The organism is Salinivibrio sp. SS3, assembly GCF_001722105.1.
Classification (GTDB): Bacteria; Pseudomonadota; Gammaproteobacteria; order Enterobacterales; family Vibrionaceae; genus Salinivibrio; species Salinivibrio kushneri.
In genome coordinates this window covers 69962-88140 of the sequence record NZ_MEBQ01000007.1, presented here as the reverse complement: position 1 = coordinate 88140, position 18179 = coordinate 69962, and the positions used below count along the sequence as shown (strand labels likewise).

General features: G+C 49.3%; 19 protein-coding genes. 8 read left to right on the top strand and 11 right to left on the bottom strand.

Annotation, left to right across the window (positions count from 1 at the left end; all coding sequences use genetic code 11):
• Positions 1-108: 108 nt before the first annotated feature.
• Genes BGL48_RS03795 through sdhC form a run of 4 tightly spaced genes read right to left on the bottom strand, consistent with a single transcriptional unit; the run spans position 109 to position 3337 of the window.
• On the bottom strand, positions 109-819 hold the full coding sequence (locus tag BGL48_RS03795) for a succinate dehydrogenase iron-sulfur subunit (RefSeq protein WP_046073555.1): 711 nt from the start codon (positions 817-819) through the stop codon (positions 109-111).
• 14 nt (positions 820-833) lie between these two features.
• The gene (gene sdhA / locus BGL48_RS03790; RefSeq protein ID WP_069361411.1) at positions 834-2600 is read right to left on the bottom strand and encodes a succinate dehydrogenase flavoprotein subunit; all 1767 of its coding nucleotides are present in this window, start codon (positions 2598-2600) and stop codon (positions 834-836) included.
• Positions 2601-2951 (bottom strand): succinate dehydrogenase, hydrophobic membrane anchor protein, encoded by a 351-nt coding sequence (gene sdhD, locus BGL48_RS03785; RefSeq protein ID WP_069361410.1) that lies wholly within the window; start codon positions 2949-2951, stop codon positions 2601-2603.
• Positions 2945-3337, bottom strand: coding sequence for a succinate dehydrogenase cytochrome b556 subunit (sdhC, locus tag BGL48_RS03780; RefSeq protein ID WP_069361409.1), 393 nt, complete (start codon positions 3335-3337; stop codon positions 2945-2947). The genes sdhD and sdhC overlap by 7 nt, the downstream gene beginning before the upstream one ends.
• Before the next feature lie 399 nt (positions 3338-3736).
• Between sdhC and BGL48_RS03775 the strand changes: the two genes are divergently transcribed.
• Positions 3737-5026: a citrate synthase gene (locus BGL48_RS03775; protein ID WP_069361408.1), complete on the top strand. Its 1290-nt coding sequence runs from the start codon at positions 3737-3739 to the stop codon at positions 5024-5026.
• Positions 5027-5138: 112 nt separating this feature from the next.
• Here BGL48_RS03775 and BGL48_RS03770 read toward each other — a convergent pair whose 3' ends face one another.
• On the bottom strand, positions 5139-5897 hold the full coding sequence (locus BGL48_RS03770) for a Nif3-like dinuclear metal center hexameric protein (RefSeq protein WP_069361407.1): 759 nt from the start codon (positions 5895-5897) through the stop codon (positions 5139-5141).
• 141 nt (positions 5898-6038) lie between these two features.
• The gene (locus BGL48_RS03765) at positions 6039-6236 is read right to left on the bottom strand and encodes a DUF2517 family protein (protein ID WP_069361406.1); all 198 of its coding nucleotides are present in this window, start codon (positions 6234-6236) and stop codon (positions 6039-6041) included.
• 146 nt (positions 6237-6382) lie between these two features.
• On the opposite strand from BGL48_RS03765, the gene BGL48_RS03760 reads away from it, so the two are divergent.
• Complete coding sequence (locus BGL48_RS03760) at positions 6383-7189, top strand: DUF1853 family protein (RefSeq protein ID WP_069361405.1); 807 nt, start codon at positions 6383-6385, stop codon at positions 7187-7189.
• Between the two features lie 63 nt (positions 7190-7252).
• Here BGL48_RS03760 and pgm read toward each other — a convergent pair whose 3' ends face one another.
• Positions 7253-8899 carry a phosphoglucomutase (alpha-D-glucose-1,6-bisphosphate-dependent) gene (pgm, locus tag BGL48_RS03755; protein WP_069361404.1) on the bottom strand — a complete coding sequence of 549 codons (1647 nt, stop codon included), beginning with the start codon at positions 8897-8899 and terminating at the stop codon, positions 7253-7255.
• A gap of 28 nt (positions 8900-8927) precedes the next feature.
• On the bottom strand, positions 8928-9473 hold the full coding sequence (gene seqA, locus BGL48_RS03750) for a replication initiation negative regulator SeqA (RefSeq protein WP_046073564.1): 546 nt from the start codon (positions 9471-9473) through the stop codon (positions 8928-8930).
• Positions 9474-9572: 99 nt separating this feature from the next.
• On the opposite strand from seqA, the gene BGL48_RS03745 reads away from it, so the two are divergent.
• The 3 genes from BGL48_RS03745 (at position 9573) to fldA (ending at position 11267) form a co-directional block, all read left to right on the top strand.
• Positions 9573-10346, top strand: coding sequence for an alpha/beta fold hydrolase (locus tag BGL48_RS03745; RefSeq protein WP_069361403.1), 774 nt, complete (start codon positions 9573-9575; stop codon positions 10344-10346).
• 60 nt (positions 10347-10406) lie between these two features.
• Positions 10407-10628, top strand: a complete 222-nt coding sequence (locus tag BGL48_RS03740) for a DUF2788 domain-containing protein (protein WP_021022467.1) — start codon at positions 10407-10409, stop codon at positions 10626-10628.
• 111 nt (positions 10629-10739) lie between these two features.
• Positions 10740-11267: a flavodoxin FldA gene (gene fldA / locus BGL48_RS03735; protein ID WP_046073566.1), complete on the top strand. Its 528-nt coding sequence runs from the start codon at positions 10740-10742 to the stop codon at positions 11265-11267.
• Positions 11268-11337: 70 nt separating this feature from the next.
• Here the strand turns inward: fldA and BGL48_RS03730 are convergent, their stop codons facing one another.
• Positions 11338-11838, bottom strand: a complete 501-nt coding sequence (locus BGL48_RS03730) for a DUF4442 domain-containing protein (RefSeq protein WP_069361402.1) — start codon at positions 11836-11838, stop codon at positions 11338-11340.
• 184 nt (positions 11839-12022) lie between these two features.
• Between BGL48_RS03730 and fcrX the strand changes: the two genes are divergently transcribed.
• A complete protein-coding gene (gene fcrX, locus BGL48_RS03725; RefSeq protein ID WP_069361401.1) occupies positions 12023-12469 on the top strand; it encodes a ferric iron uptake transcriptional regulator FcrX in 447 nt (148 codons plus the stop codon).
• A gap of 53 nt (positions 12470-12522) precedes the next feature.
• Here fcrX and glnS read toward each other — a convergent pair whose 3' ends face one another.
• Together glnS and nagE are read right to left on the bottom strand one after the other, a co-directional pair.
• Positions 12523-14190: a glutamine--tRNA ligase gene (glnS, locus tag BGL48_RS03720; protein WP_069361400.1), complete on the bottom strand. Its 1668-nt coding sequence runs from the start codon at positions 14188-14190 to the stop codon at positions 12523-12525.
• 213 nt (positions 14191-14403) lie between these two features.
• Complete coding sequence (gene nagE / locus BGL48_RS03715; protein WP_069361498.1) at positions 14404-15912, bottom strand: N-acetylglucosamine-specific PTS transporter subunit IIBC; 1509 nt, start codon at positions 15910-15912, stop codon at positions 14404-14406.
• 316 nt (positions 15913-16228) lie between these two features.
• Between nagE and nagB the strand changes: the two genes are divergently transcribed.
• Positions 16229-17029, top strand: coding sequence for a glucosamine-6-phosphate deaminase (gene nagB / locus BGL48_RS03710; RefSeq protein ID WP_069361399.1), 801 nt, complete (start codon positions 16229-16231; stop codon positions 17027-17029).
• 11 nt (positions 17030-17040) lie between these two features.
• A complete protein-coding gene (gene nagA, locus BGL48_RS03705; RefSeq protein WP_069361398.1) occupies positions 17041-18177 on the top strand; it encodes an N-acetylglucosamine-6-phosphate deacetylase in 1137 nt (378 codons plus the stop codon).
• Positions 18178-18179: the final 2 nt, after the last annotated feature.

Here is an 18179-nt window from a genome sequence, read left to right as displayed (position 1 = left end):
CCTTAACCACTAGTTATTTATCCAAACACCGGTCTGAGGCCGGGTTACCTGTTATTAAGCCCCGTCCAAGGACGGGGCATTTTTTATCTACGTTATTGGTTGTGCGTTTTAAACGCCGCGCTGAATCAGCATAGACTTGATATGCCCAATTGCCTTCGTTGGGTTCAGCCCCTTCGGACATACACTGACACAGTTCATGATCCCGTGGCAACGGAAGACACTAAAAGCGTCGTCTAGATCAGATAACCGCTCTTCGGTTGCTGTATCACGGCTATCCGCCAACCAGCGGTACGCAGCAAGCAAGCCCGCTGGCCCGACAAACTTGTCAGGGTTCCACCAAAATGAAGGGCAGGCGGTACTACAACAGGCACACATGATGCACTCATACAAACCGTCTAATTCAGCGCGATCTTCCGGCGCTTGCAAGTTCTCTCGCGACGGTGGCGTTTCATCGTTCATCAGATAAGGTTTGACGCGCTCATAGTTCTCATAGAACTGTCCCATATCAATGATGAGATCACGCACGACCGGTAGACCAGGTAGCGGGCGAATCACGATTTCCGACTTGTCCATCAGTGACGACAGCGGCGTGATACACGCGAGGCCATTTTTACCGTTCATATTGACGCCGTCAGAGCCACAGACACCTTCTCGGCACGAGCGGCGGAAAGCCAACGTAGGATCTTGCTCTTTCAGCTGGATGAGCGCATCCAGCAGCATCATGTCAGACCCTTCAGGCACATCCAGCGTGTAGTCTTTCATGTATGGCGCATTGTCCACATCTGGGTTGTAGCGATAGATAGAAAACTTAACATTCATCGTTCTCGACCCCCTTAGTAACTGCGGACTTTCGGTGGGAAAGCCTCACGGTGCACTGGCGCCATATTGACGTCGCGCTTCGACATAGCTTCGGTTTCTGGGTTATAGATGGAGTGGCATAGCCAGTTCTCATCATCGCGATCTTGATAATCGAAACGCGCATGTGCGCCACGGCTTTCAGTACGATAATGGGCTGACACCGCTGTTGAGTACGCGGTTTCCATCAAATTCTCCAGCTCCAAACATTCGACGCGCTGGGTGTTGAACTCGGTTGACGTGTCATCAAGACGCGCCGACTTGAGTCGCTCACGAATTTCCTTCAGCTCTTTCAGCCCTTTTTCCATGGCCTCGCCTTCTCGGAACACGGAGAAGTTTTCTTGCATACAAGCTTGCAAGTCTTTGCGGATCTCAACCGGATCTTCACCCTGTTGAGTGCTATTCCAACGATTAACACGCGCCAGGGACGCCTCGATGTCTGACTCACTCGCATCGCGCGCTTCTACTTGTGCGGCGAGTGTCTCCCCGAGATGAAGGCCGGTCGCGCGGCCAAAGACAACCAAGTCCAGCAGTGAGTTGCCGCCCAAGCGGTTCGCACCATGCACAGACACGCTGGCAATCTCACCACAGGCAAACAAACCTTGTACTTCAATGTCATTGCCGAGCGGGTCTTGTTTGATCGCTTGACCAGACACCTGCGTTGGAATACCTCCCATCATGTAATGACAGGTTGGGATTACCGGAATCGGCTCTTTGATAGGATCAACATGCGCAAAGGTGCGAGACAAGTCGAGAATGCCAGGAAGACGAGACTCAAGCACGTCTTTACCCAAGTGATCCAGCTTGAGCTTCAGGTGCGGTCCCCATGGCCCATCACAACCACGCCCTTCTCGAATTTCGATCATCATCGAGCGCGCCACAACGTCACGACCTGCGAGATCTTTAACATTAGGCGCATAACGTTCCATAAAACGCTCGCCATCTTTATTGAGCAAGTAACCGCCTTCACCGCGGCAACCTTCTGTCACCAATACACCCGCGCCTGCAATGCCGGTTGGGTGGAATTGCCACATTTCCATGTCTTGCATGGGCACGCCTGCGCGCAGCGCCATCCCTACGCCATCACCAGTATTAATGTGGGCATTGGTGGTTGACTGATAGATACGACCTGCTCCCCCTGTCGCCAGCACCGTTGCCTTGGACTTAAAGTAGCAAATCTCGCCCGTTTCCATACACATGGCGGTCGCACCAACAATCACACCGTCTTGGTTTTTCACCAAATCAAGCGCATACCATTCAGAGAAGATGGTGGTCTTGTTTTTAATGTTTTGCTGATACAAGGTGTGCAGCAGTGCGTGCCCGGTTCGGTCAGCTGCCGCCGCGGTGCGTGCAGCTTGCTCGCCACCAAACTCTTTAGACTGGCCACCAAACGGACGCTGATAAATGGACCCATTCTCAAACCGAGAAAAAGGTAACCCCATCTTCTCTAGCTCAATCACTGATTGCGGGCCCGTCTTACACATGTACTCAATGGCGTCTTGGTCACCAATGTAGTCTGACCCTTTTACCGTGTCGTACATGTGCCACTGCCAGTTATCTTTGTGGGAGTTACCCAGTGCTACCGTAATACCACCCTGCGCCGACACGGTGTGAGAGCGGGTTGGAAACACTTTAGATAACAGTGCACAGGTTAGGCCCTGCTCTGATATTTGCAGTGCGGCGCGCATACCTGCGCCGCCTGCGCCAATGACAATTGCGTCAAATTCGCGAACTGGAATACTCACTTACACACCCCACAATACAAAGAAACCGGCAAAAACGTAGATCAGTAGCACGGCCACAACGCCAAGTTGCAACATGCCACGCAGCAAGGCTGGCTTAATATAGTCAGTCAATACTTGCCACATTCCGATCCAGCCGTGAATCAGCACGGAGACCAGGGCTAACATGGTAAAGACTTTGGTACTGGTCTGGCCGAAAAACGCTGTCCATGAGGCATACGTAATCTCAGGGCCAAAAACGGCAAAACCGACCATATAAAGTGTGTAAAGTGTGATGAGAATCGCAGTGGCGCGAATCAGCACATAGTCGTGCACGCCATTGCGCCCGACCGATGAGATGTTTTTCGTTACCATACTAAAACCCCCGCCAACACAGACAACACGCCAGTGATAACAAATGCAACCTGCGCACTTTGCACGCCAGACTCCAGTTCTTCAAAATAACCCATGTCTTGGATCAAATGACGGATCCCACCGACAATGTGATAAGCCAGCGCCGTCAAAATGCCCCAGAGGATCAATTTGACGAAAAAGCTATCGACAATGGCAGCAGCGGATTGAAATCCATCAGGAGAAGAGAGAGACAGGCTAAGCAGCCATAGGAGGATGGCGATCGAGACAAAGGTGATGACACCTGCCACTCGATGCAATATAGACGCAATCGCTGTTATCGGAAAACGAATCGTCTGGAGGTCGAGGTTTACGGGTCTTGACTTTCTTTCTTTCACGATATTGCCCACTCAGCTCCATTGAGCATTTATAGTTATTACACTCTCTGAACCTCAGTACTCAAAGCGTAAGACCTGCAACATCTGCGTAACGCGCTTCATGTACCTTATTGCTTATAACTGCAATTCTTGGCGAATGGATCACGTCATTTAGGAAAGGTGTTTGAGTCCCTAAACGCTCTAGGATACTGATTTGCCCAGAGACCTCGGAAAAGTATACGTGGCGTAACAGACAATTACAAACGTACAAAATTGACCGTAATCTCACAACAGATATTTAACGCGCATTGCAAATAAGTTATTAACTGACGCACACATCGATAGGTTAAAAATTGACATCATTGGGGCCGATCGGTACAACGGTCGAGTCCGTATCCTGGATGGGATTATAAAATAACAAAGGAGATTGTTATGGCAGAGAAGAAAGCTACCCTACACATTGAAGGGAAAGCACCAATCGAACTGCCGATTATCGAGGGCACCGTCGGTCCAGAAGTCATTGATGTGCGCAAGCTGGTAAACGAAGGCTATTTCACCTTTGATCCTGGTTTTGTCGCAACGGGGTCATGCGACTCGCAGATCACCTACATCGATGGCGCCGCTGGCGTATTGCTGCACCGCGGTTACCCGATAGATCAACTTGCCAATAACGCTGATTATTTAGAAGTCTGTTATATCCTGCTCTACGGTGAAGTCCCTACAACGAAGCAATATAATGAGTTTCGCTCAATGATCGTGCGCCACACCATGGTGCATGAGCAAATTGCGAGCTTCTTCCACGGCTTCCGCCGTGACGCTCACCCAATGGCCGTTATGGTCGGGGTTGTAGGTGCACTGGCCGCGTTCTATCACGATTCTCTCGACATCAATAACGACCAGCACCGTGAGATCACGGCGTTCCGTCTGTTGTCAAAAATGCCGACACTGGCTGCGATGTGTTACAAATACTCAATCGGACAGCCATTTATCTACCCACGTAATGACCTCGATTACGCGGAAAACTTCCTTCATATGATGTTCGCCACCCCGTGCGAGGAATATGAAGTCAACCCAGTGGTCGCGCGCGCAATGGATAAGATCTTTACCCTGCATGCCGATCACGAACAAAACGCATCAACGTCAACGGTACGTCTGGCAGGCTCTTCAGGGGCTAACCCATTTGCTTGTATTGCGGCTGGGATCGCCTCGCTATGGGGTCCGGCCCACGGTGGTGCCAACGAAGCGTGCTTGCGCATGTTTGAGCAAATTGGGCATGTGGATAACATTCCTGAGTATATTGCTCGCGCGAAAGACAAAGACGATCCGTTCCGTCTGATGGGCTTTGGTCATCGCGTTTACAAGAACTATGACCCACGCGCAACTGTGATGCGTGAAGCCTGCCATGAGGTGCTTAACGAGTTGCAAATTCAGGATCCACTACTAGATGTAGCGATGGAGCTGGAACGCATCGCATTGTCAGATGATTACTTTATCGATAAGAAACTCTACCCGAACGTTGATTTCTATTCAGGCATTATCCTGAAAGCAATCGGGATCCCTACATCGATGTTTACCGTGATCTTCGCGATGTCTCGTACCATAGGCTGGATTGCCCACTGGAATGAGATGCATACCGACCCGCACAAGCGAATTGGGCGTCCGCGTCAGCTTTACACCGGGTATACGCAGCGCGAATTTACCCCAATGGATAAGCGCAGTTAAGGCGCGAATGTCATACAACAAAGCCGCCAACAGGCGGCTTTTTGTTTATCATCGGCAGTTTATCACATGGCTGCGTCTACCTTTTATCGCACTTAGCCTCAATGCCTAGGCGTCATGCTGGATTGTCGATATCAATAAAGTGCACATTCAAACCATGCTGCTGAGCAATCCACTCCCCTAGCGCTTTCACGCCATAACGCTCGGTCGCATGATGCCCTGCCGCGATGTAATGCACACCCTGCTCGCGCGCCGAAAAGGTCGTGCGCTCAGAAATCTCACCCGACAGATACGCATCCATCCCTTGTGAAGCCGCCAAGTCGATAAAATCTTGCGCGCCACCGGTACACAGACCGACGGTTTCAATCCGCGTTTGTTGGCCACCGTCAATCACAAGGGGCGCTCGGTTAAGCACCGTGGCCACTTGTTGCTCAAACTGTGCCAACGTCATGGGGGTTGAAAGCTTTCCATAAACAGGAATCGAGACAGGATTGTCAGGCTCCAGTCCCCCAAGCAGTTCAATGCCTAAACGCTTGGCAAGTTGCGCGTTGTTACCCAGCGTCGGGTGAATATCCAACGGTAAGTGATAACCGTAAAGATTGATACCGTATTCAATCAACTTCTTGATCCGTTGGTACTTCATGCCGCGAATTTGCTGTGGTTCGCCGCGCCAGAAGTAACCATGGTGCACCAAGATGGCATCCGCGTTCTGCTCAATCGCTGCGTCAATCAAATCTTGGCAGGCCGTCACCCCGGTGACGATTGTTTTTATCTCATCACGCCCTTGCACTTGTAGACCATTCGGGCTGTAGTCTTTAATGCTATCCGGTTTTAGTTCGGCGTTGATCAATGCTTCCAGTTCAAAATTATTCATAGCATTCACATTCACTTGCGAGACAATGGCAACAGTGTAACCTGACAAGCAAACATAAAAAAAGCGGTGAGACCGTGTCTCACCGCTGACTGAATATCACGAATTTGTTCCGCGGTTATATGGCCACTCATCAGTGACGGACTAGAAAAACCCGCCGGCTTTTTCCGATTCAGCCAACCAAACAGGCTTGGTACTGTCTTTAAGCCAGACTTGGTGTAAATGGCTATATATACGCGATGCCATTGGCGGCGCAATCAGTGTTGGCAGGCAAGTGATGCCCGCGATCACGACCGCACAGCGGCGTAACACAACACGGGTTTTATCGAACGGTGTATACATAATCAACCTCACTCATCTGACCAGTTTGCAAATATGAGCATAGTGTACCACCCGTTTTGTTTTTTTACTACATTAATGGTGATTTTTTACCCAGAAACCACCGTTTTAGCTTTAACAGTCTCTTAACAAGGTAATAAACTTACATCATGAGTGACACCTATCCCTTATTTAGTAACCAAGCCCAAATTAACGCCGATTTTAGCTGGGTACAAAATCAGCTCTCACTGCTCAACGATAAGCGCTTCCCAGTTGTGCCTCATCACCTTTGGCAACCCCCATTACTGCCATCTCCCACGCCCTATACGGGACCAAAGCGTATCGGCTTTTATTATCAATGGTTGCTCAGTCAGCTCATTGATTGTCACCCTCATTTGGTACTAGAAGCTGAGGAAATACAGATTAATGAAGGCGGCAAGACGCAAGGTGCCATCGACTTTTTAGTCAACTATCAGGGTCAATTAGAGCACTGGGAGGTAGCGGTAAAATTCTACCTCGCGTATGAAAACCGTTGGTTAGGCCCCAATGCCAAGGATGCGCTCGATATCAAAGTGGCGCGAATGCTTGACCATCAATTGGCGCTTTCGAGTCACCCAAGCTTTTGCCAGCAATACCCATACTGGCAGCCGAGTAAAAAGCGTCTTATGGTGCAAGGAAGGTTGTATCGCCAGTATCATCATGGCGAGCAGCCCCTACCAGACTGGCCACCCATCAATCATGACAGCATTGGTGGGTGGTGGTGTTGGCCACATGCATTACCAACAGACAGGGAATTTGCCGTACTAGCCCGCGATCAATGGCTATCACTGCCCGCCTTTGCGGATCTACCCAAGCTAGAGCGAGCTTCACTTAAGGGGCTCACTCGAACCTGTCACTTATTAGACGACTCACTCACCCCTTGGTTCGTGGTGCCAAATGACTGGCCCGCCAATATGCCGCCACAGCCCTCTCGCTAATAAAAAACGCGCACTTTGCCAGTGCGCGTCGTTTTGCTCGCCGCGAAACACAGAAGCGGCTCGCTAAACACCTTGCTCATTGAACACACGATCAACAATTTGTTGCGCTTCATGCTCGATGAGACGTAAGTGATCATTGCCTTTAAAGCTTTCACAGTAGATTTTGTAAATATCTTCTGTCCCGGAGGGGCGCGCTGCGAACCAACCAAATTCTGTGACCACTTTCAAACCGCCAATAGCAGCGCCATTGCCCGGCGCATGCGTCAGTTTGGCGGTAATGGGATCACCGGCTAAGGCCTCTGCCGTCACCATATCGGGATTGAGCTGAGTGAGCACCTGCTTTTGCGCTGCATTGGCAACCGCTTGTAATCGGTTATAGGCTGGATCGCCATGCTTGCCGGCGAGTTTCTGATAGTACGCCTGCGGTGTAAGTCCTGTTACCGCCAGAATTTCTGCCGCCAGTAAGCAAAGAATGATACCATCTTTATCCGTTGACCATGGCTGCCCATCAAAGGTTAAGAATGAGGCGCCAGCACTTTCTTCTCCGCCAAAGCCAAGCGTTCCTTCACTCAAGCCAGGCACAAACCATTTAAAGCCGACGGGCACTTCAACCAGCGGACGGGCGAGATCGCCAACCACCTTATCAATGATCGCACTGGACACCAGGGTCTTACCCACGCCTAAATCGGCTGACCACTGCGGACGGTGACGGAATAAATAATCGATGCACACCGCTAAATAGTGGTTAGGGTTCATCAAGCCAGCCGGAGTCACAATGCCATGGCGATCGAAATCTGGATCATTACCAAATGCCAAATCATAATCGTCCTTGTACGCTAGGAGTCCAGCCATGGCGTATGCTGAAGAGCAATCCATACGAATCACGCCATCACCATCGCGAGGCATAAAGCCAAAGGTTGGGTCGACATGATCATTAATCAGGGTAATATCGAGTTGATAATGCGCGGCAATTTGCTGCCAATAGCGGATCCCGGCTCCCCCCAAAGGGTCGACGGCAAGTTTTAATCCTGCCGCCTGAATGGCCTTGATATCAACGACATGCTCCAGCCCTGCGACATAAGGCGTCACTAAGTCTTGCTCCTGGTAGTAAGCGCTTGCCCGTGCTTCGTCGATAGCCAATCGTTGAACGCCTTCTAAGCCAGCATCAATATAGTCGTTGGCGCGTGCTTCAATCGATTTTGTGATAGCGCCTTCTGCTGGGCCACCATGAGGTGGATTATACTTGATGCCACCATCTTGCGGCGGATTGTGTGAAGGGGTGATCACAATCCCATCCGCTTGCTCAGCATGATCACGGTTATAAGCCAGAATTTGTTGAGAAATGCCCGGCGTTGGCGTATAGCCCTGCTCGGCTTGCGCAATAACCTGTACCTGATTGGCCGTTAATACTTCAACCACGGCACCGAAGGCGGGCTCGGAAAGCGCATGAGTGTCTTTTCCCACAAAGACAGGGCCAGAAATACCGCGCGCGCTGCGCTCATCACAAATTGCTTGTGCAATCGCGAGAATATGGTCGCGATTAAATGTGGTGTTCAACGCGCTTCCACGGTGGCCTGACGTCCCAAACGCAACACGTTGCGACGGATGACCTGGACGTGGTTGAGTCTGGAAAAAACGCGTCACAAGCGCCGGAATATCACACAAATCTTGCGGGTTCGCGCGCTGTCCGGCTTGAGGATGCACTGCCATAATTCTCTTCTCCCATGAGTGGCATAGATTAAATCGCGTTCACAACTTTCTCAGTCAAATCACTCGGGAACTGCATTTTTTCCATAAGCTGCTCCACCATCTGACGCTTACGGCCAGTATTCGTGTTGGTGATGACCCAAAAAGGTGTGTCTGGAATCTGCTTGGGTTTGGTGGTTTTGCCGCTTTCTAATAAAGTTTGTGGATTATCGGCAAAATACAGACGGGTACGCCCTTTTAGCGCCATACCATCTGCGAATCCTTGTTGGTCAACACGGTATAAGGTGGTGAGGATCAGCATGAAACGACCAATCGCTCGTTCTTGGGCCGCAAACTCATCTGAAATCAATAACGTTCGCATCGCTTTGACACGATCGACGGACGCACTGCGCCCAGCATCTTTACTGACAACAATACCGCTAGAACGAGAGGGCGTCGTCGGCGCAGCCTGAGTGGGCTGCGGTGCCGAGTCCGACAGCAGTAAGCGACGCAGGATGTCTGATGCGCTTTCGCCAATATGCTGAGTTTGGCTGGCAATATACCGGTATAGATCGTCGTCAACCTCTATCGTCTTCATTGTTTTTCATCGCGTCCTGTTTATCGTTTAACGGGGCGATTATACAGAGATAGATAGGTATACTCTACGTTAAAGCCAGTAATCTGAGAGAAAAGCAACGTGTTATTAAACGGAAAGTCTCGCGGTGAGGGCTCACCGCTTGTATTGATCCACGGTTTATTTGGTGATCTCGACAATTTAGGCGGGCTCGCCAAGACACTATCCGAGCATTTTTGTGTCTATCAAATTGATCTACCTAACCATGGTCGCTCCTATCATACACAGGACACGAATTATCGAAGCCAGTCCGATGCCGTGGTCGCGTGGATGGATGCACAACAGCTTGAGTCAGCCATTATCGTTGGCCATTCAATGGGTGGCAAAGTGGCGATGGCCGTCGCTCAGCGCTTCCCAGAGCGCGTCGAACAACTGGTGGTGATGGATATTGCCCCAGTCGATTATCAAGTTAACCGCCATGACAACGTGTTCAAGGCATTGCATCAGACGCAAAGGGTGACACTAGAAAGCCGCCAACAAGCGCAAACCATGATGAATGAAACGATTGAAAATCCAGGTGTAATCCAATTTTTATTGAAATCACTCTATAAAACCGATCACGGTCACTACGCCTGGCGCTTCAATATTGATAATCTTTATCACGGCTATCGTGACATCATGGGGTGGACAGATTTTGGCCAATATGCAGGCCCCACTCTGTTTGTCAAAGGGCAGAACTCTGAATACATTCTGCCAGACCACCGCGAGGCCATTATCGCTCAGTTTCCGCATTCAAAAGCACATATGGTGGCAGGCACGGGTCACTGGCTACATGCTGAAAAGCCAGCGGTGGTTGCCAACGTCATCGAACGTTTTTTAATGCCGAGCGAGCGTTAACAGTTAAGTGACCCTTGTGATATATTGCGCCGCATAAGTCGGTGCTCAATGGAGGCACGCATGCTTTACGAGCACTTTCAATTGCTCGAGAAAATAGGTCTAGATCTCGTCTTCGCCGCGATTTTCTTTTTTATCGGCATGGCAATTAAAGACGTGCTACGTGAGGGCAATGTGCCAGTATTCGGCCGACGGATCGTCTGGTTTGTGCTCACACTAGGCTGTGTCGGCTTTATCGTAAAAGGTGTGATTCAGTTGGTTTGGGAGGGGGTCGGCATCGGCTAACCCTAGCACTGAAATCACTGGTTAATCATATAGGTTTGAAAAAGCGACGCTTTTTCTTTAATTCGAGTTAGTTGCAAACAGCAACCCACTGACAAAACGGGTGTTTTTTATATGGCGAGTGTAGGTCTCTTCTTTGGTAGTGACACGGGAAACACGGAAGCAATTGCAAAAACCATTCAAAAGCAGTTAGGCAAACAAATGGTTCACGTGCAGGATATCGCAAAAAGCAGCAAAGAAGATATTGATAACTTCGATTTGCTGCTGATCGGTATTCCGACATGGTATTACGGTGAAGCGCAGTGCGACTGGGATGACTTTTTCCCAGAGTTAGAGCAAATTGACTTCTCAACAAAACTCGTGGCTATTTTCGGCTGTGGCGACCAGGAAGATTACGCAGAATACTTCTGTGATGCCATGGGCACCGTCCGCGATATCATTGAAGCGAAAGGCGCTACCATCATTGGTCACTGGCCAACTGAAGGGTATGAATTTGAAGCGTCGCAAGCGTTGGTTGATGACAACCACTTTGTCGGCTTGTGTGTGGATGAAGATCGCCAACCTGAACTGACCGACGAGCGTGTAAGCAAGTGGGTAAAACAAGTTTATGAAGAAATGTGTTTAGCAGAGCTTGAAGACTAAGTTTTGCTTATCAAACGCCAAGGATGCTCAACCTTGGCGTTTTTTGTCTAATTCAACGCAAACGGGTCGGTCACGCAGCTTGTTTGCTGGCTGCATCTCGATACTGACGTTTCTTCCTCACGTATAGGGTGCGCTTTACTTCCGCGACCACGTCACCATTTGCATCTTTCACATGTACCACGAACTCTGGCAACACCTTATCGCCCCGTCCTGCTTGTTGTTGGATATCGGTTAACACCGCATCGCTGATCACAAAATCTGCGTACAAGTCCGTGGTTCCCGGCTTAATAAAATTGATATCAGCTTGCTTGTCCCACACATGGTACTGAGGACCGAGAATGCCCATTAACATCAGCGCATAGACAGGATCAGTCAAGGAGAAGATGCTACCGCCATACTGGGTACGGTTAGCATTTTTATTCCACCAGCGGAGTTTCAAGCGCATATTGACACGTTTAAAATCCTTGCTAATGGCATCAATATGGATCCCTGCGCCCCAAAATGGTGGCCAGCTGTTAAGTGCCCACTTAACAATACGTGGTTTGTAGAAGCGATACATGTAAGTTGACATCCTTATCTGGTCTAACCAGATAATATTCACATCTCGTAAACATTGATGCAACCACAAATGAACAATTTTCCCCCTAAGAACGCATGTCGAGAGTAGCGAGAGCAGTGCAATTTTGATAGGCTTACAAGATATTTTCCTTGCTAATCCAACTGTCTTAACTCAGGCAGAAAACAGGTAGATACACATGTCAGACAATAACCAGGCGTTGAAGCAAGCTGGGCTCAAAGTCACCCTTCCACGGCTCAAGATCCTAGAAGTGCTGCAACAGCCAGATTGCCAGCACATCAGTGCCGAAGACCTGTATAAGAAATTAATCGATCTAGGTGAAGAAATTGGCCTAGCGACCGTGTACCGCGTACTGAACCAATTTGATGATGCAGGCATTGTCACGCGTCACCACTTTGAAGGCGGCAAGTCCGTATTTGAACTGGCGACCCAGCATCATCATGACCATCTGGTCTGCCTTGACTGCGGTAAAGTGATTGAATTTTCTGATGATTTGATTGAAGAGCGTCAGAAAGAAATCGCCGCGCGCTTTAATGTGCAACTAACAAATCATAGTTTGTATTTGTATGGCCACTGTCAGGAAGGTGACTGCAAAGCCGATCCATCCATTCACAACGCTGACTAAATCAGTAATATGGGTCTTAAAAAAGCCGGCGTGATAATCACGCCGGCTTTTTATTATTTACCTTCTATCTTCGCCCAGGTATCACGTAGGCTCACCGTCCGGTTGAAGACAAGCGCATCCTTACGGCTATCTTTATTATCTACACAAAAATAGCCTGTACGCTCAAACTGATAGCCCTTTTCGACAGGCGCATTTTGCATGCTTGGCTCGACAAAGCCATGCTGTACCTGTAACGACTCAGGATTAATGGTTTCCGCGAAGTTGTCTGCGCTGGCCGGATTTGGCACCGTAAATAAGCGGTCATACAAACGGAATTCAGCGGGTAACGCCTCAGCCGCAGAAACCCAATGGATCACGCCTTTCACTTTTCGCCCATCGGCAGGATCTTTACCGAGGGTGTCTGGATCATAGCTGCAATATACAGTGGTAATATTGCCCTCATCGTCTTTTTCACAACGCTCCGCTTTTACCACGTAGGCATTGCGCAAACGTACTTCCTTCTCCAGTACCAGTCGCTTGTACTTCTTGTTGGCTGATTCACGGAAGTCTTCTCGCTCAATCCAGATCTCGCGCGAAAATGGCACCTGGCGCGTCCCCATCTCTGGCTGATTGGGATGGTTGGGTGCATCAAGCCACTCCACGTCATCGGCTTTGTTTTCAATCACCAGCTTAATGGGATCGAGCACCGCCATGGCGCGTGGTGCATTTTCGTTTAAGTCATCACGCACGCAAGATTCAAGCGCACTCATTTCAATGGTGTTATCTTGCTTAGTCACACCAATACGCTGACAAAACTCACGAATGGAGGCAGGCGTGTAACCCCGACGACGCAAGCCTGAAATAGTCAGCATACGCGGGTCATCCCAACCGTTCACTAACTGCTCCTCCACCAGTTGGTTCAGCTTACGTTTAGACATCACGGTATACTCGAGATTCAAGCGGCTGAACTCATATTGGTGCGGCGTACAGTCGATAGTGATGTTTTCCAATACCCAATCGTATAGGCGTCGGTTATCTTGAAATTCGAGGGTACATAGAGAATGCGTGATCCCTTCCAGTGCATCTGAAATGCAATGGGTAAAGTCGTACATTGGATAAATGCACCACTTGTCGCCAGTCTGATGATGATGCGCAAAACGAACACGGTATAAAACCGGATCCCGCATCACCATAAAGGGGGACGCCATATCGATTTTAGCACGCAAACAGGCCTTACCTTCGGCAAACTCACCCGCTCGCATTTTTTCAAACAGTGCCAAATTCTCTTCAACCGAGCGTTCACGATAAGGGCTGTGCTTGCCCGGCTCGGTCAATGTGCCACGATACTCTCTGATCTCGTCGGGCGTCAGCTCTTCAACGTATGCCAACCCTTTTTCAATCAGCTCAACCGCGTAGCCATAAAGCTTGTCAAAATAGTTTGAGGAGTAACGCACCTCTCCTGCCCAGTCAAAGCCCAACCATTGGACGTCACGCTTGATAGATTCAACGTATTCCACGTTTTCTTTTTCTGGATTGGTATCATCAAAACGCAGGTTACATTCACCCTGATAGTCTTGTGCGATCCCGAAGTTCAAACAAATTGATTTGGCATGGCCGATGTGCAAATAGCCATTCGGCTCAGGCGGGAAACGTGTCACGACCGCTGTGTGTTTCCCTTCCGCCAAGTCTTTATCAATGATTTGGCGAATAAAGTTGGTGGGACGAGCTTCAGCATCACTCATCAAGGTTACCTCGTATCAAAAATGCGAATTTTAAAGCTACATAGGCACTATGATCTCCTATTCCGCGCTGCGACTCAACCCGTTGTTGTCATTGTCATCGCGGTGCAGGCCTATTTGTTACTTTTTTGCTCGAAAATGGTGACAGCGCACCTAAAAAAGCGCCCAGCTGTTAGCTGGGCGCGTTGTTCAGATTATTGTGGTGCTGTACCCCATTTAAGGCAGCGCGACTTTTGACAAATCTTCATCTTCTGGGATTTGTTTCAGTTCACCGGCAATGATTTCTGCTAGGGGGCCAAGAATGACCTGCAAGTTATTCTCGCCAAGCTTGACGACCCCCATCGCCCCAATCGCTTTCAATTTCGCTTCATCAACCACCTCGCGGTCGGCAACCGACAGACGCAGACGGGTAATACAAGCATCAATTGATGTGAGGTTTTGATGACCACCAAGGGCTTTAAGGTACTTACGTGCCAGTTCGCGATTATCGCTCGCTTCACCCGTATTGGCGCTCGCCGGTGCACTTTCTACTGCGTCATCTTCTCGGCCTGGCGTTTTCAGGTTCAAGGCTGAAATCGCGGCACGGAATGACACGTAGTAGAGCGCAAAGAACACAAGGCCCAAAATAGGTAGCATGTACCACTGGTTAGCCACCGGGTTTTTCGATGACAACACCAAGTCAACTAACCCTGCCGAGAAGCCGAAGCCTGCCGTCCAGTCGAAAGTGGCGGCGATGAACAGTGAAATACCCGTTAACAGCGCATGCAACACAAACAACAAAGGTGCGACAAACAAGAATGAGAATTCGAGCGGCTCAGTCACCCCAGTAAAGAAAGACGCAAAGCCAGCGGCAATCATGATAGACGCAACACGCGCTTTATTCTCAGGACGCGCAGTATGATAAATTGCAAGTGCAGCACCTGGAAGACCAAACATCATGACGGGGAAGAAACCTGCCATGTACATGCCTGTAGTCCCTTTAATCGCTTCGCCTGTTTCAAGGCCTTGTGCTCCCATCCAGAAGCGGCCCAAGTCGTTAATACCGACGGTATCGAACCAGAACACGGCGTTAAGCGCGTGGTGCAGACCAACAGGGATAAGTAGGCGGTTAAAGAAGCCATACACACCGGCACCCGCCGCACCCAGATTGGTGATGCTTTCGCCAAAGTGAACCAAGCCACCAAAAAGAACAGGCCAGACAAACATCAATACAAATGAGATGATGATCGCCACCACTGAGACCAAGATCGGCACCAAACGCTTGCCGCTAAAGAACGCCAACGCTTTTGGCAATTCAACCCCGCTGTAGCGGTTATACAGCTCAGCGGACACCACGCCGATCAAGATACCGATAAACTGGTTGTTGATTTTGCTAAAAGCAAGCTCATTGTTGCCGACTGAAATATCGACCAAGCCAATTTGACTCACCGCACCAGGCGCACACAGTGTAGTGATAACCATAAAGCCAACAAACCCTGCCAGAGCGGCGGCGCCATCTTTATCTTTTGACATGCCATACGCCACACCAATGGCAAATAACACTGACATATTGTCGATAATCGCTGCCCCTGATTTAATCAAGAAAGCAGCTAAGGCGTTGTTTCCACCCCATCCAGTTGGGTCAAGCCAGTAGCCGACCCCCATTAAGATCGCAGCTGCTGGCAATACCGCAACCGGTACCATCAGCGCACGACCTATACGTTGTGCATAACCAAGAATATTCACCGTCGTTCCCCCTTTATATTTTTCTGTGTCCACCACGCTAGCGCTCGCTACGCGGTTAGACATCTAACTTGGACGCTTGCCCAAGGACTTTTGTTAAATCACTTCTTTTGTAAAGCAATGTTAGTCAATTGCAGTTTATGTCAATAAATTCGCCTCGCAAATTAAACCCGCGTTATTTGTGAGAATCATCACCAAACCACCCCATATACAGAGAAAATTGTTAGCCTGATCATAAAACTTATTTTATGATGAAAATAAATAAGCATATCCGTTATGCTATGGCCACGAACTGCGCATTGATAGAACGAGGTGACCCATGCGACTCATTCCTTTACAAACCAGCCAACAAGTCGGCCTATGGTCGGCTCGCTATATCGTTGATACCATCAACACGTTTTCGCCGACTGCCGATAACCCCTTTGTTCTGGGCTTACCCACGGGGGGGACGCCACTCAACACCTATAAGCAACTCATAAAACTCCACCAGCAAGGTGAAGTCAGCTTCAAGCACGTGGTGACCTTTAATATGGACGAATACTGTGGGATCCCTGCTGATCACCCACAAGCCTATCGTACCTTTATGTACCAAAACTTTTTTAACCATATTGATATTCAGGAAAAAAACATCAACTTGCTTGATGGCAATGCGACCGATGTCGATGTCGAGTGCCAACGCTATGAAGAAAAAATCAAGGCATACGGCAAAATCCATCTCTTTATGGGTGGTGTAGGTAACGATGGTCATATTGCGTTTAATGAACCTGCGTCATCATTAGCCTCAAGAACACGGATCAAAACCTTGACCGAGGATACCCGTGTGGCAAACTCTCGCTTTTTTGATAATGATATCAATCAAGTACCTAAGCATGCGCTCACTATTGGTGTCGGCACCTTATTAGATGCAGAAGAAGTCATGATCTTGGTGACAGGACACAATAAAGCCCAGGCACTTGAGGCCGCGGTGGAAGGCTCAGTGAACCACTTATGGACAGTATCAGCGCTACAACTGCACCCAAAAGCGATGATTGTGTGTGATGCGCCTTCAACAGCAGAACTAAAAGTAAAAACTGTGAAGTATTTTCAAGAGCTTGAAGCCCAAAATATACACCATTTATAAGGAATTGAAGCATGTATGCGTTAACTCACTGCCGGATTTTTACCGGCCATGAGGTGTTGGATGATCATGCCATCGTGATTCGAGAAGGCCTGATTGACGCCGTCTGTCGACAAGACGCCCTACCCAATAATATTGCCACGCGTGCGCTCAACGGTGCATTAGTCAGCCCAGGCTTCATTGACCTTCAGCTTAATGGCTGTGGCGGGGTGATGTTTAATGATGCCATTACGCCTGACACCATCGCGACCATGCATCAGGCTAACCTTAAGTCAGGTTGCACCAATTTTCTCCCCACTCTGATCACTAGCTCTGATGCCGATATGCAAGCCGCCATCAGCGCCATGCGGACGTACCAACAACAGCACCCCCATCAGGCGCTGGGGTTACACCTTGAAGGCCCTTATTTGAATATCGAAAAAAAGGGGATACACAGTGCTGACTATATTCGTCCAAGCAACGATCAGATGATCAACTACTTGTGCGACAATGCGGATGTGATTGCTAAAGTCACCCTCGCGCCTGAATTGGCACCTGCGTCACATATTCAAGCCCTTAAGCAAGCTGGTATCGTGGTTTCTGCTGGCCATACCAATGCCACTTACGCACAAGCTAAGCAAGGCTTTACCCATGGCATTTCCTTTGCCACGCACCTGTTTAACGCGATGACCTCTATATCAGGCCGTGAGCCAGGCGTCGTCGGTGCTATCTACGATACACCGGATGTTTACACTGGCGTGATTGCTGACGGCTTTCACGTTTCATACCCTAACATTCGTCTCGCACATAAAGTAAAAGGTGAGAAATTAGTGTTGGTTACGGATGCGGTTGCACCAGCAGGAGCCGACATGGATCACTTTATTTTTGTAGGTAAGAAAGTATATTACCGTGACGGTAAGTGTGTTGATGAAAATGGCACGCTTGGCGGCTCGGCTCTGACGATGGATCAAGCGATTTATAACAGTGTTGAGCATGTAGGGATCGCCTTGGATGAAGCTTTGCGGATGGCTACGCTCTATCCCGCTCGCGCAATCGGTATCGAACAACACTATGGCAGCATTCGTCCGGGGAAAGTTGCGAATCTTGCCATTTTCGACCGAACAATCAACGTTCAAGCGACGATCGTAAACGGACAATATCTACAAAGCTAGGA

Coding starts and splice junctions, on each gene's coding strand:
- fldA (WP_046073566.1), top strand. CDS start 10,740: ATGGCGAGTGTAGGTCTCTTCTTTGGTAGTGACACGGGAAACACGGAA.
- BGL48_RS03795 (WP_046073555.1), bottom strand. CDS start 819: ATGAATGTTAAGTTTTCTATCTATCGCTACAACCCAGATGTGGACAAT.
- BGL48_RS03740 (WP_021022467.1), top strand. CDS start 10,407: ATGCTTTACGAGCACTTTCAATTGCTCGAGAAAATAGGTCTAGATCTC.
- BGL48_RS03760 (WP_069361405.1), top strand. CDS start 6,383: ATGAGTGACACCTATCCCTTATTTAGTAACCAAGCCCAAATTAACGCC.
- fcrX (WP_069361401.1), top strand. CDS start 12,023: ATGTCAGACAATAACCAGGCGTTGAAGCAAGCTGGGCTCAAAGTCACC.
- nagB (WP_069361399.1), top strand. CDS start 16,229: ATGCGACTCATTCCTTTACAAACCAGCCAACAAGTCGGCCTATGGTCG.
- BGL48_RS03770 (WP_069361407.1), bottom strand. CDS start 5,897: ATGAATAATTTTGAACTGGAAGCATTGATCAACGCCGAACTAAAACCG.
- nagA (WP_069361398.1), top strand. CDS start 17,041: ATGTATGCGTTAACTCACTGCCGGATTTTTACCGGCCATGAGGTGTTG.
- glnS (WP_069361400.1), bottom strand. CDS start 14,190: ATGAGTGATGCTGAAGCTCGTCCCACCAACTTTATTCGCCAAATCATT.
- BGL48_RS03775 (WP_069361408.1), top strand. CDS start 3,737: ATGGCAGAGAAGAAAGCTACCCTACACATTGAAGGGAAAGCACCAATC.
- BGL48_RS03730 (WP_069361402.1), bottom strand. CDS start 11,838: ATGTCAACTTACATGTATCGCTTCTACAAACCACGTATTGTTAAGTGG.
- BGL48_RS03765 (WP_069361406.1), bottom strand. CDS start 6,236: ATGTATACACCGTTCGATAAAACCCGTGTTGTGTTACGCCGCTGTGCG.
- pgm (WP_069361404.1), bottom strand. CDS start 8,899: ATGGCAGTGCATCCTCAAGCCGGACAGCGCGCGAACCCGCAAGATTTG.
- sdhD (WP_069361410.1), bottom strand. CDS start 2,951: ATGGTAACGAAAAACATCTCATCGGTCGGGCGCAATGGCGTGCACGAC.
- seqA (WP_046073564.1), bottom strand. CDS start 9,473: ATGAAGACGATAGAGGTTGACGACGATCTATACCGGTATATTGCCAGC.